Source organism: uncultured Lutibacter sp. (assembly GCF_947493565.1).
In the GTDB taxonomy this organism is placed as follows: Bacteria; Bacteroidota; Bacteroidia; order Flavobacteriales; family Flavobacteriaceae; genus Lutibacter; species Lutibacter aestuarii.
Genome location: NZ_CANLRG010000003.1, coordinates 95,223 through 115,331, shown reverse-complemented (window position 1 = coordinate 115,331; position 20,109 = coordinate 95,223). Strand labels below are relative to the sequence as shown.

Below are 20,109 nucleotides of genomic sequence, written 5' to 3'. Positions count from 1 at the left end.
AAAAAATCGCCATTAGGCGATTTTTAAAATGATTAAATATGAGTTAAATTTATTTAGTTTCAGCTTTAAAATTGTTAGTTTGTAAACTGGTATGGTGTTCTATTTTATGCACATCACTTGTTAATCCACAACCTTTACTTGCTTTACACGAACTTAATGCAATACAAATAATAATTAACGAAAAGAAGTATTGAATATTTTTTTTCATGTTTATTCTTTTTATTTAAACGCACTAAAATACAAAATATTTTATAAGCATAATTTATTTAAAGTATATATAATAAGCTCTTCAATTGGTTTGTAAGGATCTTCACTAAAGGTTCCGTTAGCTCTATTTGCAATAATGGCATTCATAGAACAAGCCTCATGACCTAATAATTTAGCTAAGCCATATATGGCAGAAGTTTCCATTTCTAGATTAGTAATTTTAATTCCATTAAATTCGAAATTGTCAATTTTGCTATTTAATTTAGGATCTTGAATTGCTAAACGCAATACACGTCCTTGAGGGCCATAAAAACCACCTGCAGTGGCTGTTACACCAGAAAATACTTTATCGCTTAACAATTTAGTTTCAAGTACGTCGCTATTTTTTACAATATAAGGTCTTGATTTTCGAGGACTATAACCTGTATGTTCTATAAAGGCATCTTCTAATTCAGTTTCTAAAATTGATTTGCAGTCATAAGCATGAAGCATTCCATCAAAGCCCAAACCATATTTGGCTAAAACAAAACTGTCAACAGTAATATAACTTTGTAATGAACCTGAAGTTCCAATTCTCACAATATGAAGTTTGGTATGTTCTTTTTTTACAGTTCTAGTTTCTAAATCAATATTTACTAAAGCATCAAGTTCATTCATTACAATATCAATATTGTCAGGGCCAATACCAGTTGAAATGACTGAAATTCTTTTTCCTTTGTAAGTGCCTGTAATTGTTCGAAATTCTCTTTTTTGGGTTTCAAATTCGATAGAATCGAAGTGTTTTGAAACTTTTGGAACTCTATTTTGATCTCCAACAAATATGATGTTTGAAGCGATGTTTTCAGGTCTTAAATTTAAGTGGTAAATACTACCATCGGGGTTCAGAATTAATTCTGATGCTGCTATTTTGTTCATAAAATTAACCGCCAACGCGTTTTATATTATATCCTTCTTTTTTAAGGATTTCCATTATTTTATCTCTATAATTACCTTGTATAATTATTTCTTGATCTTTTACACTACCACCAACTCCACATTTGGTTTTTAATAATTTACCCAATGCTTTTAAATCAGTTTCAGAACCTATAAACCCTGTAATAACTGTTACTGTTTTTCCTCCTCGACCTTTATTTGAAAAGTGGGCTTCTAAATTCTGATTATTTGGTGCTAAAGTTTCTTGATCATCTTGTTTTTCAAATTCGAAATTGTCATTTGTTGAAAAAACAAATCCACCTAAATCTTCTAAACTGTTTAACTTTTTTTTACTCATATTTTTTGAAGAAATTTCAACGTTTAAATTTACAAAATTGTTAGTTTCTTTTTAATTTTTTCCACAGAAATAGCAATGCAGCAAGTAGTTCAAAAACTAAGCCGATAGCAATCAATAAATCTGCTTGAGACCATTTCAAAAGTTTTGAAATAGCTCCAACGATGATTAAAAAAATACCAAAAGTTAAAAAAGATGTTACTTTACTTGTCATTATTTTAATAAACCTAATTCACGTAACCGTTCATTTAAAAATTCACCAGCTGTGATATCTTCATATACCTTTGGATGTGTTTCGTTGATACACTCAGGTAAACAATTTAAAGACATTTCACTTATTGGGTGTGTGAAAAATGGAATGGAATAGCGTGGTTTATCCCACTCATCTCTAGGAGGATTAACAACTCTATGTATGGTGGAGCGTAACTTATTGTTAGTTAGTCTTTCAAGCATATCACCTACATTAATAACTAATTGCTCTGGTAATGCCGTTACAGGAATCCATTCCCCTTTTTTATTTTGTACTTCTAACCCAGATGCAGATGCCCCCATTAAAAGTGTAATTAAATTAATATCACCATGAGCTGCAGCCCTTACAGCACCTTTAGGCTCTCCTATGATAGGAGGGTAGTGTATTGGGCGTAAAATGCTATTACCATTTATTACGTATTTATCAAAATAATACTCATCTAAACCTATATATAATGCGAGTGCTCTTAAAACGTAAATAGCTGTTTTTTCAAGCATTTTATAGGTTTCCATTCCAATTTTATTAAAGTTAGGAACTTCATTAACTATTACATTTTTTGGATATTGAACTTTTAATTTGTCGTTTCCAACAACTTCTTGACCAAAATGCCAAAACTCTTTTAAATCTCCTTCTTTTTTACCTTTAGCACTTTCTTTACCAAATGAAGTGTACCCTCTTTGCCCGCCAATTCCATCAATTTCATAGGATTCTTTAACTTCTTCAGGAAGATTAAAAAAGTTTTTAACTTCTTTATATAATTGTTCAGTTAACTCATCTGATAAAAAATGACCACGAAGTGCCACAAAACCAATTTCTTCATAGGCTTCACCAATTTCTTTGATGAACTTTTGCTTTCTTGTAAGGTTTTCAGATAAAAAATCTGATAAATCTACACTTGGTATATTTTTCATAATAAGTAAAGTATTTTAGAGTTATAAAAATACGAAAATTTTATTTTTTCTTTTTTACAATAGGAATTAGATAAGATAGGGTGTAATTAAAGCCGACACCCATATCATTTAAAAATACCCGATTAAAACCTGGAACATATAAATTTTTAAAATTTTCAGGCTCCTTAGTATTCATCATCTTTTTTACACTAAAACTCGCTCCTAAATATAGGTTTTTAAAAGTTTCAACTTTTAAACCAAATATAAGCTCTACCCATTGTGCTGTTAAATCTTTAAATTCTGTATTTGGATTTACTGTATCTGGAATAAAGTAAGTTCCTTTTACGTTTGGAGTATAGCTGTTTAGTGTTTGTTCAAAAAAGCTCATTCCATATCTTATACCAACAAAAATTTCATTATTCATGCCTGCCCAATTTTTATAGGCATTGTAGTTAGCTCCAATTTTTAAATAGGATCCTTTAGTTGTAAAATTTAGATAATCTTCTTCGGTAGTTTTTTCATCAAAACCAAGTTCTACCGCTGCATAAATATTTCTTTTTAGCCGAATATCACCAATTAGCTCAATTCCTTTTGTTTCAGGTTCAAAATAAGTTGTGATTGGTTTGCTGATATCTATACCAACTCTAATTCCATAACTTTCTTTTGTTTTTACGGTATCTTTTTCTTGTTGAGAAAAAACAATGAACGTAGTTAATAAACTAATGTAAAATGGTAATATGCGTAGCTGTTTCATTTTCAATAGTTGTCTGATTAATAGTGATATCTTTCACCCAATTAAAAGTATTGCTTTTATTTTGAACTTCTTCAAAAATAGTTTTGTAACCACAAGATCTGGAAACAAATATATCTTTTCTATTATATTCTAAGTTAATGGTATCTTTAATATTATTGGTTTTAAAAATATATTGCGTTGAATTTTGAGTTAAATCAATAGGAAAAGCTAAGGAATCAATAGTTTGGTTTAAAACAATGCTGTCATTTTCATTCACCCAAAATGTTAATGAGCTCAGCTCTTTTGAATTTTCAGGCTCATCAAAATTATTAAAAAGTATTATAACCCTTGGAGTTGTTGTTTCAACACAAATATCATCTTTTTCACAACTTAACATTAAGATAAGTGCTAAAATTATTAATGTACTATATTTTTTCATAATTATTTTATCGGCAGTTTTTCGGCAGTTTATAAAGTTAAATATCTTTAAGACCCTTTCAATTCAAGTAGTACCACATTTTCTACATGATGGGTTTGTGGAAACATATCAACTGCTTGTGTTTTAATTATATTATAATGCTCTTTCATAAGTGCTAAATCTCTTGCTTGTGTTGCAGAGTTGCAGCTCACATAAACAATTCTTTTTGCTGAAATTTCTAACAATTTAGCTACAACATTTTTATGCATACCATCTCTTGGAGGATCAGTTATAATTACATCGGGTTGTCCATGTTTTTTTATAAATTCATTGTTAAAAACATCTTTCATATCTCCTGCATAAAACTCAACGTTTTTAATGTTGTTTAATTGTGCATTTTGTTTGGCATCTTCAATTGCTTCTGGAACCGATTCAACACCGATTACTTTTTTTGCGTTTTTGGCAACAAATTGAGCAATGGTACCAGTACCTGTATAAAAATCGTAAACAGTTTCATTCCCAGTTAAATTAGCAAAATCACGTGTAATTTTATACAATTCGTATGCTTGAGATGAATTTGTTTGGTAAAATGATTTTGGACCAATTTTAAATTTTAGCCCTTCCATTTCTTCAAAAATATGATCTCTACCTTTAAATAATTTTATGTGCTGATCATATAAAGTGTCATTTCCTTTACTATTAATTACATATTGAAGTGAAGTAATTTGGGGAAAAGTTTCAGAAAGAGCATTTAGTAAAGCTTCACGTTTAATTTTATTTTCTTTAAAGAATTGAATAACTACCATAATTTCTCCAGTAGATGCTATACGTAGCATCATAGTTCTTAACAAACCAGATTGTTCTCTTGGATTGAAAAATTCTAATTGGTGTTTGATTCCAAATTCTTTAATAAAATTTCTAATAGCATTGGAAGGATCTTCTTGAAGATGACATTTTTTAATATCTAAAATTTTATCCCACATTCCAGAAATATGAAACCCACAAGCATTTTTATTATCAATTTCTTTATTAGAATTAATTTCATCTAAAGTTAACCATCTGCTATTAGAAAATGAAAACTCCATTTTGTTTCTATAAAAATAGTTTTTTTCACAGCCTAAAATTGGTGTAATTTCAGGTAAATTTAAATGTCCTATGCGTTTTAAATTATTTATAACTTCATTTTCTTTATAGGTTAATTGATGTTCATATGCCATATTTTGCCATTTACAACCTCCACAATGCTCAAAATGCTCACAAACTGGCTTGGTTCTTTTTTCAGAGTATTTGTGGTATTTTATAGCTGTACCTTCATAATAAGCTTTTCTTTTTCTTCCTGTTTTTATATTAACTATATCTCCAGGAACGGTATTAGTTAAGAAAATTACTCTACCATCAGGTGCTTTAGCTATGGTTTTTCCTTTAGCACCTGCATCAATAACTTCGATGTTTTCAAATATTTGTTGTTTCTTTTTTCTCGCCATTTTGCAAATGTACTATTTTACCATAAAAAAAGCATCCTTATATTGAGGATGCTTTTAATAATGTGTTTTAGCTTTTATTTTATGCTTGCCATATAGGCTGCAAGTGCTGCTAATTCTTCACTAGTTAAGTCTTTTACAAAGCCATCTAAATTAGCTTTCATAATAGCAACTTGCCCTGGATCGGTGTCAACAATAGCTTCAGATTCTCCTTTTAGAAAAGCAACAAGATTAGCTCCTTTTTCGGAGTATACTTTGTTGATGTCTTTTATTGAAGGTCCAATTACTTTGGCATCTGGTTGATGGCAAGTAGTACAAGTTTTTTCTGTAAATAGTTTCTCACCTAAAGCAATATAATCAGCAGGAGATTTGATTTTTTCTTTCACTTCTTTATCCGCTGCTTTTACTTCAGTTTCTACTTCTTTTTTTACTTCATCTTTCTTTTTTTCACCGCAACTTGTTACAAACAATGCGATTAACCCTAATACTAATAATGATTTTTTCATTTTTTTAATTTATTTATTGATAAAACAAATTTATCTAAAAAAAATGAATACTTAGGCTATTTTAATAACATTATTATTCTTATTAATTTTTTGTTATTTTACAATTAGTTTGCTTTAAAAACTGCTATTTAAAGTAAAAAAATGTGTAAAATATTTTGTAATTTGCCAACTTATTAAAGGATGATTTCTCTCCGAAAAGAAGGAATTAATAAATTTCAATTTAAACTTATATTTTTAAAATGATTTCAGAAAAAATTTCATCACAACAAGCAATTGACTTAGAAGATAACTATGGTGCACATAATTACCACCCATTACCAGTAGTTTTAAGTAGAGGAGAAGGCGTGTATGTTTGGGATGTTGAAGGAAAGAGATATTATGATTTTTTATCTGCATATTCTGCAGTAAATCAAGGTCACTGTCATCCTGAAATAATAAGTGCTTTAAAAGAACAAGCAAGCACTTTAACATTAACTTCAAGAGCATTTTACAATGATGTATTAGGAAAATATGAAAAATACGTAACTGAATATTTTGGATTTGATAAGGTATTACCAATGAATACTGGAGCTGAAGCTGTAGAAACTGCAATTAAACTTTGTAGAAAATATGCCTATGAAAAAAGAGGTGTTGAAGAAAATAAAGCAGAAATTATTGTATGTAAAAACAATTTTCATGGACGTACTACCACAGTTATTTCTTTTTCTAATGATGAAGGTGCACGCAAAAACTTTGGTCCATATACTCCTGGTTTTATAAAAGTTGAATACGATGATTTGGATGCTTTAGAGCAAGCCTTACAATCCAACAAAAATATTGCAGGATTTTTGGTAGAACCAATTCAAGGTGAGGCTGGTGTTTATGTGCCATCTGAAGGTTACTTAACAAAAGCTAAAGCATTGTGTGAAAAGTATCAGGTTTTGTTTATTGCTGATGAAGTTCAAACAGGTGTAGCTAGAACTGGACAATTGTTAGCCGTTAATCATGAAAGTGTGACACCGGATATTTTAATTTTAGGAAAAGCCTTAAGTGGTGGCGTTTATCCTGTATCAGCAGTTTTTGCAAACAATAAAATTATGGAGGTAATTAAACCTGGTCAACATGGCTCAACTTTTGGAGGTAATCCATTAGCTTGTGCAGTTGCAATTGCCGCTTTAGAAGTGGTGAAAAATGAAAAGTTAGCCGATAATGCAGAGAAGCTTGGAAAACTTTTTAGAAGTGAAATGCAAAAAATTATTGTTAGCACAGATTTAATAAAATCAGTTAGAGGTAAAGGTTTATTAAATGCCATAATTATTAATGATACTGAAGATAGCTCAACTGCTTGGGATATTTGTATTAAACTTCGAGATAATGGTTTGTTGGCAAAACCTACCCATGGAAATATTATTCGTTTTGCACCACCGTTAGTAATGACAGAAGAGCAATTACTAGACTGTGTTCAAATAATTAAAAAGACAATTACAGAATTTTAATCATAAAAAAGCGGCTTTAAATTAAAGCCGCTTTTTTTATATCTTAACCTTTTCTTCTTCTGGATGATTTGGAACCTCCAAAAGCACTTTTATTTGAGCTAGGTTTTTTTCTTCCAAACCCACTGAAATTTCCTTCATTATTAGCTTTACGATCTTTACTTCGTCTTCTTCCACCACCGCTTCTACTATCGTTTGAATTTCTAGATTTACCGCCTCTTCCAGAACGTTTTTTTTCTGTTTTTTCCACATTTACGCTTCTTCCTTCAAACTCAACATCATTTTGTTGAAAAGCACTAATAGTTTCATCTTGATAATTTTTATCTAATTCAAAAAATGAAAAAGTATCTAAAATTTCAATTTGACCAATTTCAATATTTTTGGCAATTTGTTGATCGTTAATTAAACCAATAAGTCTTGCTGGGTTTAAACGATCTTTACGTCCAATATTTATAAAGAAACGACTCATATTTTCATCATCTCTGCGTTTTCCTCTGCTATCAACACCTCTCATGTGTTCACTATCATTTAAATCAGGAGCATTTTCATAATACGATAAAAATGTATTGAACTCTAACGAAACAAATCTTTTAATTAATTCTTCTCGGTTTAAGCCTTCTAATTTTTCATAAATGGATGGTAGAAAATCGTTAATTTCTGTTTCATTTATTTCAATATCGTGAACTTTATCAATTAATTTAAATAATTGATTTTGGCAAATTTCTTTCCCAGTTGGAACAGGAGTTTTTACAAACTTTTTACCAATAATTCTTTCAATTGGATGTAGTTTTCCTTTTTCTCTACCAGTTACAATAGCAATAGAAATACCTTCTTTGCCAGCACGCCCAGTTCTACCACTACGGTGCGTGTAAGATTCTATTTGGTCTGGTAACTTATGGTTGATAACATGGGTAAGGTCATTAACATCCAAACCTCTTGCAGCAACATCGGTAGCCACTAATAATTGTAAGTGTTTTTTTCTAAACTTTTCCATAACACTATCACGTTGAGCTTGAGATAAATCTCCGTGAAGTGCATCGGCGTTGTAGCCATCTTTTATTAATTTATCAGCTATTTCTTGAGTTTCTCTTCTAGTTCTACAAAAAATGATGCTATAAATATCAGGGTTAACATCTGCAATTCTTTTCAAGGCAGCGTACCTGTTTCTTTCAGAAACTACATAGTATTGATGAGAAACTTGATCGGAACCCTTATTTTTAGTTCCTGCACTTAATTCTACAGGTTTGTACATGTAATTTTTAGCAATTCTTTCAACCTCTTGAGGAAAAGTTGCAGAAAATAATAGGGTTTGCTTTTCTTTTGGAGTTACAGCTAAAACTTTGTCTAATTCATCTTTAAAACCCATATTTAACATTTCATCAGCTTCATCTAACACAAGCCATTTAATATTGTTAAGTTTTAATTGTTTTCTATTAATTAAATCAACTGTTCTACCAGGAGTACCAACAACAATTTGCACCCCTCTTTTTAGTTTTTTTATTTGATCTTCAATGCTAGCACCTCCATAAACAGCTAATGTTTTAACACCATCTAAGTACTTAGAAAACTCTTCAATATTATTAGCTATTTGCAAAGCTAGCTCTCTTGTTGGTGATAAAATAACAACTTGGGTGTCTTTATTTTCAGCGTCAATTTGTTCTAAAATGGGTAAGCTAAATGCAGCTGTTTTTCCAGTTCCTGTTTGTGCAAATGCTTTTAAATCTTCTGATGATGAAAGTACTTGAGGAATTGCTTTTAATTGAATTTCTGTAGGATTTTCGTACCCTAAATCGGTCAAGGCTTTAATAATATTTTTATTAAGCCCTAGTTCTTTAAATGTCGACATTCTGTATATGTTATTGATTTACAGACGCCCATCTATAAACCGGTTAAAAACGTGCAAAGGTACACTTATATTTAACTTTAAGTAAGAAATATTAATTTTTTTCTAATTTTTCCAATTCAGAATGAAGATTTCTTGCATTGAAATTGATAAAGCCATTTTCAACAACACCATTTTTATTCACAATCATCATACGTGGATAATTGCTTGTTAAAAATTGAAGCGCATCACTATTAGGAGTAAGTTTAAATTGCTTGTTTGTATCTAGCTTTTTTAAATAAGGATCATTTGCGAGGTTTTCAATATCTGAATTTATACTAATACCTACAAATAAGATATTTGGATACTTTTTTTCTAAATATTGAATTCTTTTAAATAAATAAATAGGAGACATAAATTCTGTAGACCAAAAATAGAGTACAGAATTTTTTTGATTGATAGTGCTGTTAATTTTTGTAACGTTACCATTGTATGTAACTACTTCAAAATTGGTTAAAGGTTGATGAATAGGAACTTTTTTACTATCGCTTACTAAGTTTTCAACTTGATTTTTAAATTCTTGGTTACTACAATTTTTAATAAATAAATTAAAAACATCTTCGTCAATATCACAATGAACTTCACTTTCAAAAAAGTTTTGTACAACAAACTTTTTTAAAAGCGTATTTTTAAAATCTTCATTATTGATATTTTCAATAATTGAGTTTAAAATATTAATAGTGGTATTATTTTTAGAAGGATCTTTTTCTTTTAAGTCATCACTCAAATTGTATAAATAACTTACTACGTAATTTTGATATGGATAAAATGAAACTAAATTTTCTTCATTTAAATTTATCTGGCTTCTATAATTATAAAAGCTACCTGAAACTTTAGGGTATTTCGTTAGCTTATTCATTTTTTTATAATAGTAAGGGTACATTTCTTTTAACCTATATAAAGGAAAATGAATTGCAGAATTTGTAAGTTGATTGAAGCCTTCAGAAACACTTTCTTCGGCTGCAGCAAATTCATTATAAATGGAAACTCTTTCATTAGCAAGCGAATCTATTTTAGTTTGAAATTCAGCTTCAGTCAAATTAAAATATTTATACATGGCTTTTTCTTCTTTTTCATTTTGAAGAAATAAATTAATCAAAAACTCATTTTTACTACTACCTTTACCCGTAAATACTAACGATTCATCAAAATCCCAAGTATTTAGCCTTATTAAAATGCTATCACCTGGCTCTAAATAAATGTATTGAAATTCATTACCATGTTTAAATGTATAAAGTCCTTCCTTTAAAGATTTAAATTTCTCTAAATATCTGTTTTGATTGTTGAGTATTAAAGTGTCTATTACATTGTCATCTTTTAAAAGCAATACAAATTTATTTTTTGGATTAATGATTTCTCCGCCAAAATAAATAGTTGATTTATTATTGGTTGTAGTACAACTAATAATTAATGTAAGAATTATAATGCTAAGTAAGTTTTTCATCTAAAATTAATTATCACAAAAATACATACAAGTTTACTGTTTACTTGTTAATGAGATGTTAAATATAAAAAGGTAGAATTTATTAAGAAAATTAACTTTGGGTTTCCTGTTTTATACTGAATCTATTTTACTACTTTTGCAGCGAATTTAAAAAAATTAAATATAATGCTTTCAGTATCAAATTTATCAGTACAATTCGGTAAGCGTGTTTTGTTTGACGATGTAAATACAAAATTTACCATTGGAAATTGTTATGGTATTATTGGAGCCAACGGTGCAGGAAAATCTACTTTTTTAAAAATTATTTCAGGTCAAATGGATCCTACATCTGGTCAGGTAACATTAGAATCTGGAAAAAGAATGTCTGTTTTGTCACAAGATCATTACGCCTTTGATGAACATACAGTTTTAAATACTGTAATGATGGGAAACAAAAAGTTGTTCGACCTTAAAAATGAAATGGATGCCATTTATGCAAAAGAAGATTTTTCTGAAGAAGATGGTATAAAAGCAGGAGAACTAGGTGTAGAATTTGAAGAAATGGGAGGTTGGAATGCGGAGAGCAACGCGGCAAGTTTATTATCATCTTTAGGAATTAACGAAGATTTGCACTATACGCTAATGGGTGATTTAGATGGAAAATCTAAAGTACGAGTTTTACTTGCACAAGCGTTGTTTGGAAATCCGGATGTCTTAATTATGGATGAGCCAACAAACGACTTAGATTTTGAAACTATTGGTTGGTTAGAAAACTTTTTGGCTAATTATGACAATACCGTTATTGTTGTATCACATGACCGTCATTTTTTAGATGCTGTGTGTACACATATTTCAGATATTGATTTTGGAAAAATCAATCATTTTTCTGGAAATTATACTTTTTGGTACGAATCTAGTCAGTTGGCTGCTAAACAAAGAGCTCAACAAAGTAAAAAAGCAGAAGATAAGAAGAAAGAATTGGAAGAGTTTATTCGTCGTTTTTCAGCAAACGTTGCAAAGTCTAAGCAAGCAACTAGTAGAAAAAAAATGATTGAAAAATTAAATGTAGATGAAATTAAACCTTCAAGCAGAAGATATCCAGCCATTATTTTTGAGAGAGAAAGAGAAGCTGGTGATCAAATTTTGAATGTTGAGCATTTATCAAAATCAACGGAAGAAGAAGTTTTATTTAAAGATATTAGCTTTAATTTAAACAGAGGTGATAAAGTTGCATTGATTTCTAAAAACTCTAGAGCAGTAACTGCTTTTTATGAAATATTGAACAATCATATAAAAGCAGATAAGGGTAAATTCCAATGGGGAGTAACTACAACTCAATCGTATTTACCACTTGATAACTCGGAGTTTTTTACAGATGCAAATTTAAATTTAGTAGACTGGTTGCGTCAATATGCAAAAACTGAAGAAGAAAGAGAAGAAGTATATTTAAGAGGCTTTTTGGGTAAAATGATTTTTAGTGGAGAAGAGGCATTAAAAAAATGTAATGTGCTTTCTGGAGGAGAAAAAGTAAGATGTATGATGAGTAGAATGATGATGATGAGAGCAAATGTATTAATGTTAGATGAACCAACTAATCATTTAGATTTAGAATCAATTCAGGCATTTAATAACTCGCTAAAGAACTTTAAAGGAACGGTTTTATTTACAACTCATGACCACGAGTTTGCACATACTGTTGCTAATAGAATTATTGAAATTACACCAAACGGAGTTATAGATAGATACACAACATTTGATGAGTATTTGGAAGATCCTAAAATTAAAGAATTGCGAACTAAGATGTATTCATAAAATAAAAGGGAGTTTTTTAACTCCCTTTTTTATTTCCTTGTCCTAGCATTCTTCTTCTTTTTCCGTATTCTTGTAACATTCGCCTATTAAAGTCTATTTCAGCTTTTTGTAATTTTAATATTTTTTTTGGAGGTAGGATTTTAGATAATTCATAAAACATTTTTATTTTAGTTTCTGAAATTGAGGTTTCTTCTTTTATTAATTTGTCAATATAATTTTGCGCTTGCGTTTCTGTTAATTTATCTATTGAGCCAGCTATATTTATTTGATGTTGTAGCCCTTTTTCCATGGAAAATTTTATATTTTGTATTTTTTCGGAATATAAATTATAAATTGGCCAAAATTTTTCTGCTTCTTCAGGTGTTAAATTAACAGCATTGGTTATATAAGAGGTTTTTAATAATTTAATTCTATGTCCTTTTTGTTGTTGAGCATTTACGGTGTAAATAGAAATAAACAACAGTGCTATATAAAGTGTTACTTTTCTCATTTTCAAATTTTTACTCTTCAATTAATATGTTTTCTAAACCTTCTTTTTGTATATAATCAAACACTTCTTCATCTGTTAATTGAGTACTGAAATCCTCATAATCCAGTTCAATGTCTGAATAAATTGTAGCTATTTGATCAGGAGGTATTTCGTTTAAATTATTGCTTATCCAAGCATCTATTTCAGCCGTTGCAATAGAATCAAAAGTTAATGCTTCAGTTTTGTTAAAAATATTAAAAATTAAAAGTATTGATGCTGCAATAGCTATTGGGATGCTATACTTGAATACTGTATTTTTAGATTTTTTAGTATTTTTTAAGTGTTGGATTTTAGCGATAACAGTATCTTCAATAGAATCGAAATAATCTTTTGGAATTTGATCTTGATCTTTGTGTTGAGTAGTTGCTGCTTTTAATTTTGTAATAACAACATCATCAATAGTATTAAAATAGCCATTAGGAGTTTTAAAATTATTTTTCTTTTTTTTGATGTGACTCAAAATTGGTGCTATGCTATGTAATTTTTCTTTTTTCATTCTTATACTTTAGACCCTAAAAATGGAGTATAGTTTAATGTGTTTTTAAAAAGGCTTCAATTTTTTTTACCGCATGAAAGTAGGAAGCTTTTAGGGCGCCTATGGAAGTATTTAAAATTTCAGCCATTTCAGAATATTTCAACTCATCAAAGTATTTCATATTAAATACTAATTGCTGTTTTTGAGGTAAGCTAACAATTGCTTTTTGTAATAAAACCTGTATTTCATCTCCTGTATATAAATTATCATCACTTAAATTTTCAGCCATTTTATATTGTAATTCACTGATATCTATATTTTGGTGTGCAGCTTTTTTATTGATGCAAGTAATAGCTTCGTTAGTTGCTATTCTATACATCCAAGTATACAATTTACTATCTCCTTTAAATGAATTTATATTTTTATAAACTTTAATAAAGGTATTTTGAAGAACATCATCTGCATCTTCATGTGAAAGTACAATTTTACGAATATGCCAATATAATTGCCTTTTGTAAAATGACATTAAATTTCGAAAAGCTTGTTCTTGCGTTTCTGGATTTTTTAATTGTACAATTAATAATTTATCGTCTATCACTAATAAAGATTTATTATTAGACGATTAAATTTAGGAAAGGTTTAAATGAAAAGCAAGATTTATTTTAGTTGTTCAAATTTTCTTCTTGAATAACCAAATAAACGTTGATCTTTTATAATTTCAGCAATACCTATAGGAAGCATTTCTTCCCAACCATTTTTACCATTGGCAATCATATCAAGAACCGTTCTGGAGAAAACTTCTAAAATTTCAGGATCGTAGTCTTTAATATCAACTACTTTCCCATTGTATTTAAAGAATTTATACAATTCTTTCATACGAGGATGAACTTTTAAATTTTCACTGGTTTTAATTTCACCAGTTCTTTGATCTTTAAGAGGGTATAAGTACACTTTTAAATCTTTGAAGAATAATTTACCAAAAGCTTCTAATATACCTCCGCTTAAATTTCTATAATATTTTTCATCAAAAATTTGCACAAAGCTGTAAACACCCATTGCTAAACCTATACGAGCTTTTGTAAATTCTGAAAAGTATTCTACCAATTTATAGTATTCTTGGTAGTTGGTTATCATTACATGTTGTCCTAAAGAACATAATAATTCAGCCCTATCTAAAAAGTCTCTCTCGTCTATTTCCCCTTCAGCACTAAGGTTAGTTAATGTAATTTCAAAAATAATTTTTGTATTTTTCTTTGAAACTTTGTTTTCATTGATAAACATTTCTTCAGCCAATTTATACATGTTCATGTTTACCTTAGTAACAGGTCTAAAGCTACCTCTTAAGGCTAAAATATTGGCTTTGTAAAGTTGTTGTGCTGGCAATAGGTTATTTCCATCTGGACCAAACATTACGGCATTTGTCATTCCATTTCTTACTAATAACAAACTCATGAGTCTATTATCAACATAAGAAAAGCGAGGGCCAGAGAAATTAATCATATCAATTTCTAACTGAACTTTATGTAAGTTATCGTATAATGATTTTAAAAGTTCTTTAGGTTTATCATTTAGATAATAGGCACCATAAATAAGGTTTACTCCAAGAATTCCAAGAGTTTCTTGTTGAAGCTTAGCATCAGTTTCTTTAAACCTTAAGTGTAGTATAATTTCATTATAATCTTCTAACGGATCTAATTGAAATTTGATACCAACCCAGCCGTGACCTTTAAATTTTCTAGCAAAATCTATAGTTGTTACTGTATTTGCATATGAAAAAAACATTTTGTTTGGATGTTTTTTTCTAGATAACCTATCTTCAGTAAGTTCAATTTCATAGGTTAACATTCTTTTTAAACGATCTTCTGTTACATAACGGCCATCATCTTCTACACCATATACGGCATTAGAAAAATCTTTATCATAAGCACTCATTGCTTTTGCAATAGTACCAGAGGCTCCACCAGCTCTAAAGAAGTGACGAACGGTTTCTTGTCCAGCACCAATTTCAGCAAATGTACCGTAAATGTATTTGTTTAAATTAACTTTTAAAGCTTTAGCTTTACTTGTGGGAATGTCATTAATCTCTATATCACCTTTTAATTTCAGCGCCATTCTGATTTTTTTAGTACTACAAAAGTAATAAAAATTGATAGCTCATTCCAATAATTTTTTTAAATAAAAAAGGCTGGAATATGCTCCAGCCTTTAATGAGTAAAGTAAAGTTTGGTTAAATTTACATATTCTTAAGCTCGTTAACTAATTTAGTTAAAGCAGCTTTTGCATCTCCAAATAACATAGATGTTTTTTGGTTGTAGAATAATTCGTTTTCAATACCAGCATACCCTGGTTTCATACTACGTTTATTAACTATAATATGTTTTGCGTTTTCAACATCTAATATTGGCATTCCAAAAATTGGACTTGATGGGTCGTTTTTGGCAGCAGGATTTACAACATCATTGGCTCCAACAACAAATACAACATCTGTGCTTTGAAATTCTGGGTTGATGTCTTCCATTTCAACTAATTTATCATAATCTACATTAGTTTCAGCAAGTAAAACATTCATATGACCTGGCATACGACCTGCTACAGGATGAATAGCATATTTTACATCGATTCCTTTACTTTCTAATAGCTGTTCTAATTCGTGAATAATATGTTGCGCTTGTGCAACTGCCAATCCATATCCAGGTACAATAATAACTTTTCTAGAATAATTCATTAAAATAGCTACATCACTTGCGGAAGCTTCTTTGATACTTCCTAATACTGTATTACTTGATCCTGCAGCCACAGCACCTTCACCAAAGGCTCCAAAAATTACATTTGATAATGGTCTATTCATAGCTTTACACATTGCAAGTGTTAAAATAGTACCTGCAGAACCCACTAAAATACCCCCAGTTAACATTACCATATTTCCATAGAGGAAACCTCCAAAGGCAGCAGCTAAACCAGTAAACGAATTTAATAATGAGATAACAACTGGCATATCGGCACCTCCAATAGGTAATACAAATAAAATTCCATAGGTAATAGCTGCAAAAAACAATAAGTATAAATATAATTGACTTTCTGTTCCACTAAAAACTATATAAGCACCAAAGGCAAGTATTCCAATTAGAAATACATTATTTAAAATATTATACATTGGTAAGCGAATTGGGTTGTTCATGGTTCCATTTAATTTTGCCCATGCAATCATACTACCAGAAAAAGACACGCTTCCAATTATCATACCTGCAATTATAGTTATTATAGATAATTGATCTCCAATATAATGATGGAACTCAATTAAACCAATAAGAGCAGCACTGGCACCTCCCATACCATTGAATAAGGAAACTAATTCAGGCATTTTGGTCATTCCCACTTTTTTAGCAACCACCCATCCAATTATAGTTCCTATGATAATTGCTATAGCAATTAAATAATAAATTAGTTGAGGAACTTCACCTTGGTATAAAAAGATAGTACCTAAAATAGCAATTGTCATACCAGCAGCTGCAATTAAATTTCCTCTTCGTGCAGTTTCTGGATGTCCTAACATTTTTAAACCTAAAATGTAGGTTACAGATGCTATTAAATAAATAAATTCTAAACTAAATATATATTCCATTATTTTTTCTTTTTAAACATTTCTAACATGCGATCGGTAACTACAAATCCGCCAACCACGTTTAGTGTACCTAATAAAACAGCAACAAAACCTAATGATAATGCTAAAATATTATCTGGTTCAGCTCCTAGCATTACTAAAATAGCTCCAATAATTACAACACCGTGTATTGCGTTAGCACCTGACATTAAGGGTGTGTGTAAAACCGCAGGTACGTGACCAATTACTTCAACTCCAACAAATATCATAAGAATTACGATATATATCATTTGGAGGTTATTGCTTATAAAATCTATAAATTCTGTCATATTTATTCAGTTTTTCCGTTTTTTCTAATTTTTCCGTCTTTAACTATTAAGGTTTCATCTGTAATTTCTTCTTCTAAATCCCACTTAAATTCAGTTTTATCTGTTAAGTGTTTTATAAAATTCAGCATATTTTTGGCATATAAATCACTTGCATTGGTAGATACACTTTCAGGAGAAATAGTGGTTCCAATAATTTTTACACCATGTTTAACTACTGTTTTGCCCATTTCACTTAATTCACAATTTCCTCCTTGTGCTGCTGCTAAGTCTATTAAAACTGCTCCATTTTTCATATGTTTCACTTGTTCTTCAGTAATTAAAATAGGAGATTTTCTTCCAGGAACCATGGCAGTTGTAATAACAAGATCTGCTTGGAATAATGATTTATCAACTGCTTCTTTTTGTTTGCGAGCATATTCTTCAGAAGCTGCTTTAGCATAACCGCCTTCAGATTCTTCACCAGTATTATCAACTGTTATAAATTTAGCACCTAAAGATTCTGTTTGTTCTTTGGTTTCTAATCTAATATCAGTTGCTTCAACAACAGCACCTAAACGTTTTGCAGTTGCAATTGCTTGTAAACCAGCTACTCCTACACCATATATTAACACTCTTGAAGGAGTAATGGTTCCAGCTGCGGTCATCATTAAAGGAAAAATTTTGGTCATTTCATAGGCTCCTAAAATTACCGCCTTGTAACCTGCTAAGTTATTTTGCGAGCTTAAAACATCCATATCCTGTGCTCTTGAAATACGAGGCATAGCATCCATAGAAAAAGCAGTAGCACCTTTATTAGCAATTGCTTTTATGAGTTCTGGATGAGATTTATGGAATAACTGACTCATTAATATTTGTCCTTTATCTATTAGTTTTAAATCTTCTTCATCAAAAGGATTTATTTTTATAAGAATATTTGCTTCTTTAAAAACAACACCTCTTTTTTCTACTATTGCACCTATGTTGGTATAGTCAGAGTCTTTAAAAGAGGAGGTTGAACCAGCATCTTCTTCAACCAAAACATCAAACCCAAGTTCAATGAGTTGCTTGGCGATATTTGGCGAAATAGAAACGCGTTTTTCACCTAATTGTGTTTCTTTTAATATGCCTATTTTCATATTTGTACGGTTTTATTACTTGTGAAATTTATATATTGATATTTTAAATTTTGAATTTGGAAGAAAATTAACGGAGGTGTAAAAAAAAGAAAACTAGTGTATAAACTAGTTTTAAAATAATGAATCTCGTTTAATAAAAATACACCCAAAACAATAAGATAAATAAAGTTAGTGGAGTTACTAATTAAAAACAGGGATTCTTTATTAACATTCATTTTAACAATGTATTAATACTTGTCGAAGGTAAATATATATAATTATTTGCCTATAAATATTGATAAAAATCACATTTTTTCTCAATATGTAATTATTCATTAATATATTGTTAATTGTGTAATAATTATTACCAAAATAATTGTAAAATCATATTTTTTAAATTAAAAATTGAATTGGAAATATTTAAATTTATAGAAGCGTTGGAATTGATTTATGTTAGATTCCATGTATTTTTACATAAAATTTGATAGTTTGAAAATAACATTTTTAGGTACCGGAACTTCTCAAGGAATTCCTGTCATAAATTCTAATCACCCCGTTTGTTTTTCTTCAGATAAAAGAGACAAACGATTGCGCGTTTCAATTTTGATTGAATGGAATTCTAATACTTATGTTGTAGATTGTGGTCCTGATTTTAGGTATCAAATGTTAAGAGCAAAAGTAAATAAGATTGACGGAGTTTTATTTACCCATGAACATTCAGATCACACAGCTGGCTTGGATGATTTACGTCCTTACAGTTTTCAACTAGGAAGCGTTCCAATATATGCTCAAAAAAGAGTATTAGAAAACTTAAAGAGAAGGTTTGATTATATATTTGAAGAAAAAGATAAATATCCTGGAGCTCCAAGTGTTGAACAGTTTGTAATTGATAAACATCCTTTTGATTTAAATGATTTAAAAGTGGTTCCAATAGAAGTCAATCATGGCAAACTAAAAATACTAGGATATAGATTTGATAAGGTAGCTTATTTAACCGATGTTAAAACTATTGATATTGAAGAAAAAGAAAAATTAAAAAACTTAGAGGTTCTTATAATTAATGCCATACGTTATAAACCACATCATTCTCATTTAAATTTAGAAGAAGCTTTAAAACTTATTGAAGAATTAAACCCCCAAAAAACTTATTTAACACATATAAGCCAACATTTAGGGTTTCATACTGAAGTAGAACAAAAACTTCCAAAAAATGTATTTTTAGCGTATGATGAGTTGGTTTTAGAAATTACTTAACTTTAACTAAGTTAAGTAGTTATTCTTGTTAAATTCCTAAAGTAATTAAACTTTTTACTTTGTGATAAATTAAAGCAGCTTTAATACATTCTTTTAATTCTACTTCTGGGATTTTTTGATTTAATTGAAAAACAATTGCTCTTTTTCCTTCATATTGAAATTTATGGTCAAAAATCAACCTAAAAGTGTCAACCAATCTGCTTGTACATTGAAAATACATAGCATATTGGTTTGGCGATTTTTCTTTCCAATCTATTCGTAATGTACTGCCATTTTTAGTAATATAACTGGGTTCTCCCCATTTTAAAGTTTCTTCTAAAACTGTTATTTCTTCTGTTTCTTCGGCGGTTTCTATAATTAATTTACGTAAGTGTTGCATTTTATCTCTAACAAAGCTGGGATAATTTGCAAAAACAACTTCTACTTTAGGGTTTGTTTTTAATTTTAGGTTGCTCATTTAATTCTTTTTTATTTGAAACCAGTAAT

Annotated in this window: 22 protein-coding genes; 3 read left to right on the top strand and 19 right to left on the bottom strand. The window is 29.6% G+C overall.

Annotated features, from left to right (window positions below):
• Positions 1 to 49 precede the first annotated feature (49 nt).
• From Q0714_RS04220 to Q0714_RS04180, 9 genes are all read right to left on the bottom strand, one after another.
• Positions 50 to 208: a hypothetical protein gene (locus Q0714_RS04220; protein WP_298263059.1), complete on the bottom strand. Its 159-nt coding sequence runs from the start codon at positions 206 to 208 to the stop codon at positions 50 to 52.
• Positions 209 to 249: 41 nt separating this feature from the next.
• Positions 250 to 1,122: a nucleoside phosphorylase gene (locus Q0714_RS04215; RefSeq protein WP_298263058.1), complete on the bottom strand. Its 873-nt coding sequence runs from the start codon at positions 1,120 to 1,122 to the stop codon at positions 250 to 252.
• 4 nt (positions 1,123 to 1,126) lie between these two features.
• Positions 1,127 to 1,477 (bottom strand): translation initiation factor, encoded by a 351-nt coding sequence (locus tag Q0714_RS04210; protein ID WP_298263057.1) that lies wholly within the window; start codon positions 1,475 to 1,477, stop codon positions 1,127 to 1,129.
• Positions 1,478 to 1,517: 40 nt separating this feature from the next.
• Entirely contained in the window at positions 1,518 to 1,688 is a 171-nt protein-coding gene (locus Q0714_RS04205; RefSeq protein WP_298263056.1) for a hypothetical protein, read from the bottom strand.
• On the bottom strand, positions 1,688 to 2,635 hold the full coding sequence (locus Q0714_RS04200; protein WP_298263055.1) for a 2-oxoglutarate and iron-dependent oxygenase domain-containing protein: 948 nt from the start codon (positions 2,633 to 2,635) through the stop codon (positions 1,688 to 1,690). Before Q0714_RS04200 ends, Q0714_RS04205 begins: the two co-directional genes overlap by 1 nt.
• A gap of 40 nt (positions 2,636 to 2,675) precedes the next feature.
• Complete coding sequence (locus Q0714_RS04195) at positions 2,676 to 3,368, bottom strand: DUF6048 family protein (protein WP_298263054.1); 693 nt, start codon at positions 3,366 to 3,368, stop codon at positions 2,676 to 2,678.
• Entirely contained in the window at positions 3,334 to 3,786 is a 453-nt protein-coding gene (locus tag Q0714_RS04190) for a DUF6452 family protein (protein WP_298263053.1), read from the bottom strand. Before Q0714_RS04190 ends, Q0714_RS04195 begins: the two co-directional genes overlap by 35 nt.
• Positions 3,787 to 3,833: 47 nt before the next feature.
• Complete coding sequence (gene rlmD / locus Q0714_RS04185; RefSeq protein WP_298263052.1) at positions 3,834 to 5,249, bottom strand: 23S rRNA (uracil(1939)-C(5))-methyltransferase RlmD; 1,416 nt, start codon at positions 5,247 to 5,249, stop codon at positions 3,834 to 3,836.
• 74 nt (positions 5,250 to 5,323) lie between these two features.
• A complete protein-coding gene (locus Q0714_RS04180; RefSeq protein ID WP_298263051.1) occupies positions 5,324 to 5,752 on the bottom strand; it encodes a c-type cytochrome in 429 nt (142 codons plus the stop codon).
• Positions 5,753 to 5,991: 239 nt separating this feature from the next.
• Here Q0714_RS04180 and rocD point away from each other — a divergent pair, with 239 nt between their 5' ends.
• Entirely contained in the window at positions 5,992 to 7,227 is a 1,236-nt protein-coding gene (gene rocD, locus Q0714_RS04175; protein ID WP_298263050.1) for an ornithine--oxo-acid transaminase, read from the top strand.
• A gap of 43 nt (positions 7,228 to 7,270) precedes the next feature.
• On the opposite strand, the gene Q0714_RS04170 is transcribed toward rocD, so the two are convergent.
• Together Q0714_RS04170 and Q0714_RS04165 are read right to left on the bottom strand one after the other, a co-directional pair.
• The gene (locus tag Q0714_RS04170) at positions 7,271 to 9,070 is read right to left on the bottom strand and encodes a DEAD/DEAH box helicase (protein ID WP_298263049.1); all 1,800 of its coding nucleotides are present in this window, start codon (positions 9,068 to 9,070) and stop codon (positions 7,271 to 7,273) included.
• A 91-nt stretch (positions 9,071 to 9,161) separates the two neighbouring features.
• Positions 9,162 to 10,550, bottom strand: coding sequence for a hypothetical protein (locus tag Q0714_RS04165; protein WP_298263048.1), 1,389 nt, complete (start codon positions 10,548 to 10,550; stop codon positions 9,162 to 9,164).
• A gap of 165 nt (positions 10,551 to 10,715) precedes the next feature.
• Between Q0714_RS04165 and Q0714_RS04160 the strand changes: the two genes are divergently transcribed.
• Entirely contained in the window at positions 10,716 to 12,341 is a 1,626-nt protein-coding gene (locus tag Q0714_RS04160) for an ABC-F family ATP-binding cassette domain-containing protein (protein ID WP_298263047.1), read from the top strand.
• A gap of 16 nt (positions 12,342 to 12,357) precedes the next feature.
• On the opposite strand, the gene Q0714_RS04155 is transcribed toward Q0714_RS04160, so the two are convergent.
• From Q0714_RS04155 to Q0714_RS04125, 7 genes are all read right to left on the bottom strand, one after another.
• Positions 12,358 to 12,831, bottom strand: a complete 474-nt coding sequence (locus Q0714_RS04155; RefSeq protein WP_298263046.1) for a hypothetical protein — start codon at positions 12,829 to 12,831, stop codon at positions 12,358 to 12,360.
• Between the two features lie 10 nt (positions 12,832 to 12,841).
• Positions 12,842 to 13,366, bottom strand: a complete 525-nt coding sequence (locus tag Q0714_RS04150; RefSeq protein WP_298263045.1) for a hypothetical protein — start codon at positions 13,364 to 13,366, stop codon at positions 12,842 to 12,844.
• Between the two features lie 34 nt (positions 13,367 to 13,400).
• Positions 13,401 to 13,943 carry an RNA polymerase sigma factor gene (locus Q0714_RS04145; protein ID WP_298263044.1) on the bottom strand — a complete coding sequence of 181 codons (543 nt, stop codon included), beginning with the start codon at positions 13,941 to 13,943 and terminating at the stop codon, positions 13,401 to 13,403.
• 59 nt (positions 13,944 to 14,002) lie between these two features.
• Positions 14,003 to 15,457 carry a TonB-dependent receptor gene (locus tag Q0714_RS04140; protein WP_298263043.1) on the bottom strand — a complete coding sequence of 485 codons (1,455 nt, stop codon included), beginning with the start codon at positions 15,455 to 15,457 and terminating at the stop codon, positions 14,003 to 14,005.
• A 121-nt stretch (positions 15,458 to 15,578) separates the two neighbouring features.
• Complete coding sequence (locus tag Q0714_RS04135; RefSeq protein ID WP_298263042.1) at positions 15,579 to 16,967, bottom strand: NAD(P)(+) transhydrogenase (Re/Si-specific) subunit beta; 1,389 nt, start codon at positions 16,965 to 16,967, stop codon at positions 15,579 to 15,581.
• Positions 16,967 to 17,236, bottom strand: a complete 270-nt coding sequence (locus Q0714_RS04130; RefSeq protein ID WP_353959188.1) for an NAD(P) transhydrogenase subunit alpha — start codon at positions 17,234 to 17,236, stop codon at positions 16,967 to 16,969. Before Q0714_RS04130 ends, Q0714_RS04135 begins: the two co-directional genes overlap by 1 nt.
• 41 nt (positions 17,237 to 17,277) lie before the next feature.
• Positions 17,278 to 18,390, bottom strand: a complete 1,113-nt coding sequence (locus tag Q0714_RS04125; RefSeq protein ID WP_298263041.1) for a Re/Si-specific NAD(P)(+) transhydrogenase subunit alpha — start codon at positions 18,388 to 18,390, stop codon at positions 17,278 to 17,280.
• Between the two features lie 468 nt (positions 18,391 to 18,858).
• Between Q0714_RS04125 and Q0714_RS04120 the strand changes: the two genes are divergently transcribed.
• Positions 18,859 to 19,623: an MBL fold metallo-hydrolase gene (locus Q0714_RS04120; protein WP_298263040.1), complete on the top strand. Its 765-nt coding sequence runs from the start codon at positions 18,859 to 18,861 to the stop codon at positions 19,621 to 19,623.
• Positions 19,624 to 19,651: 28 nt separating this feature from the next.
• On the opposite strand, the gene Q0714_RS04115 is transcribed toward Q0714_RS04120, so the two are convergent.
• Entirely contained in the window at positions 19,652 to 20,080 is a 429-nt protein-coding gene (locus tag Q0714_RS04115) for a DUF1801 domain-containing protein (protein ID WP_298263039.1), read from the bottom strand.
• Positions 20,081 to 20,109: the final 29 nt, after the last annotated feature.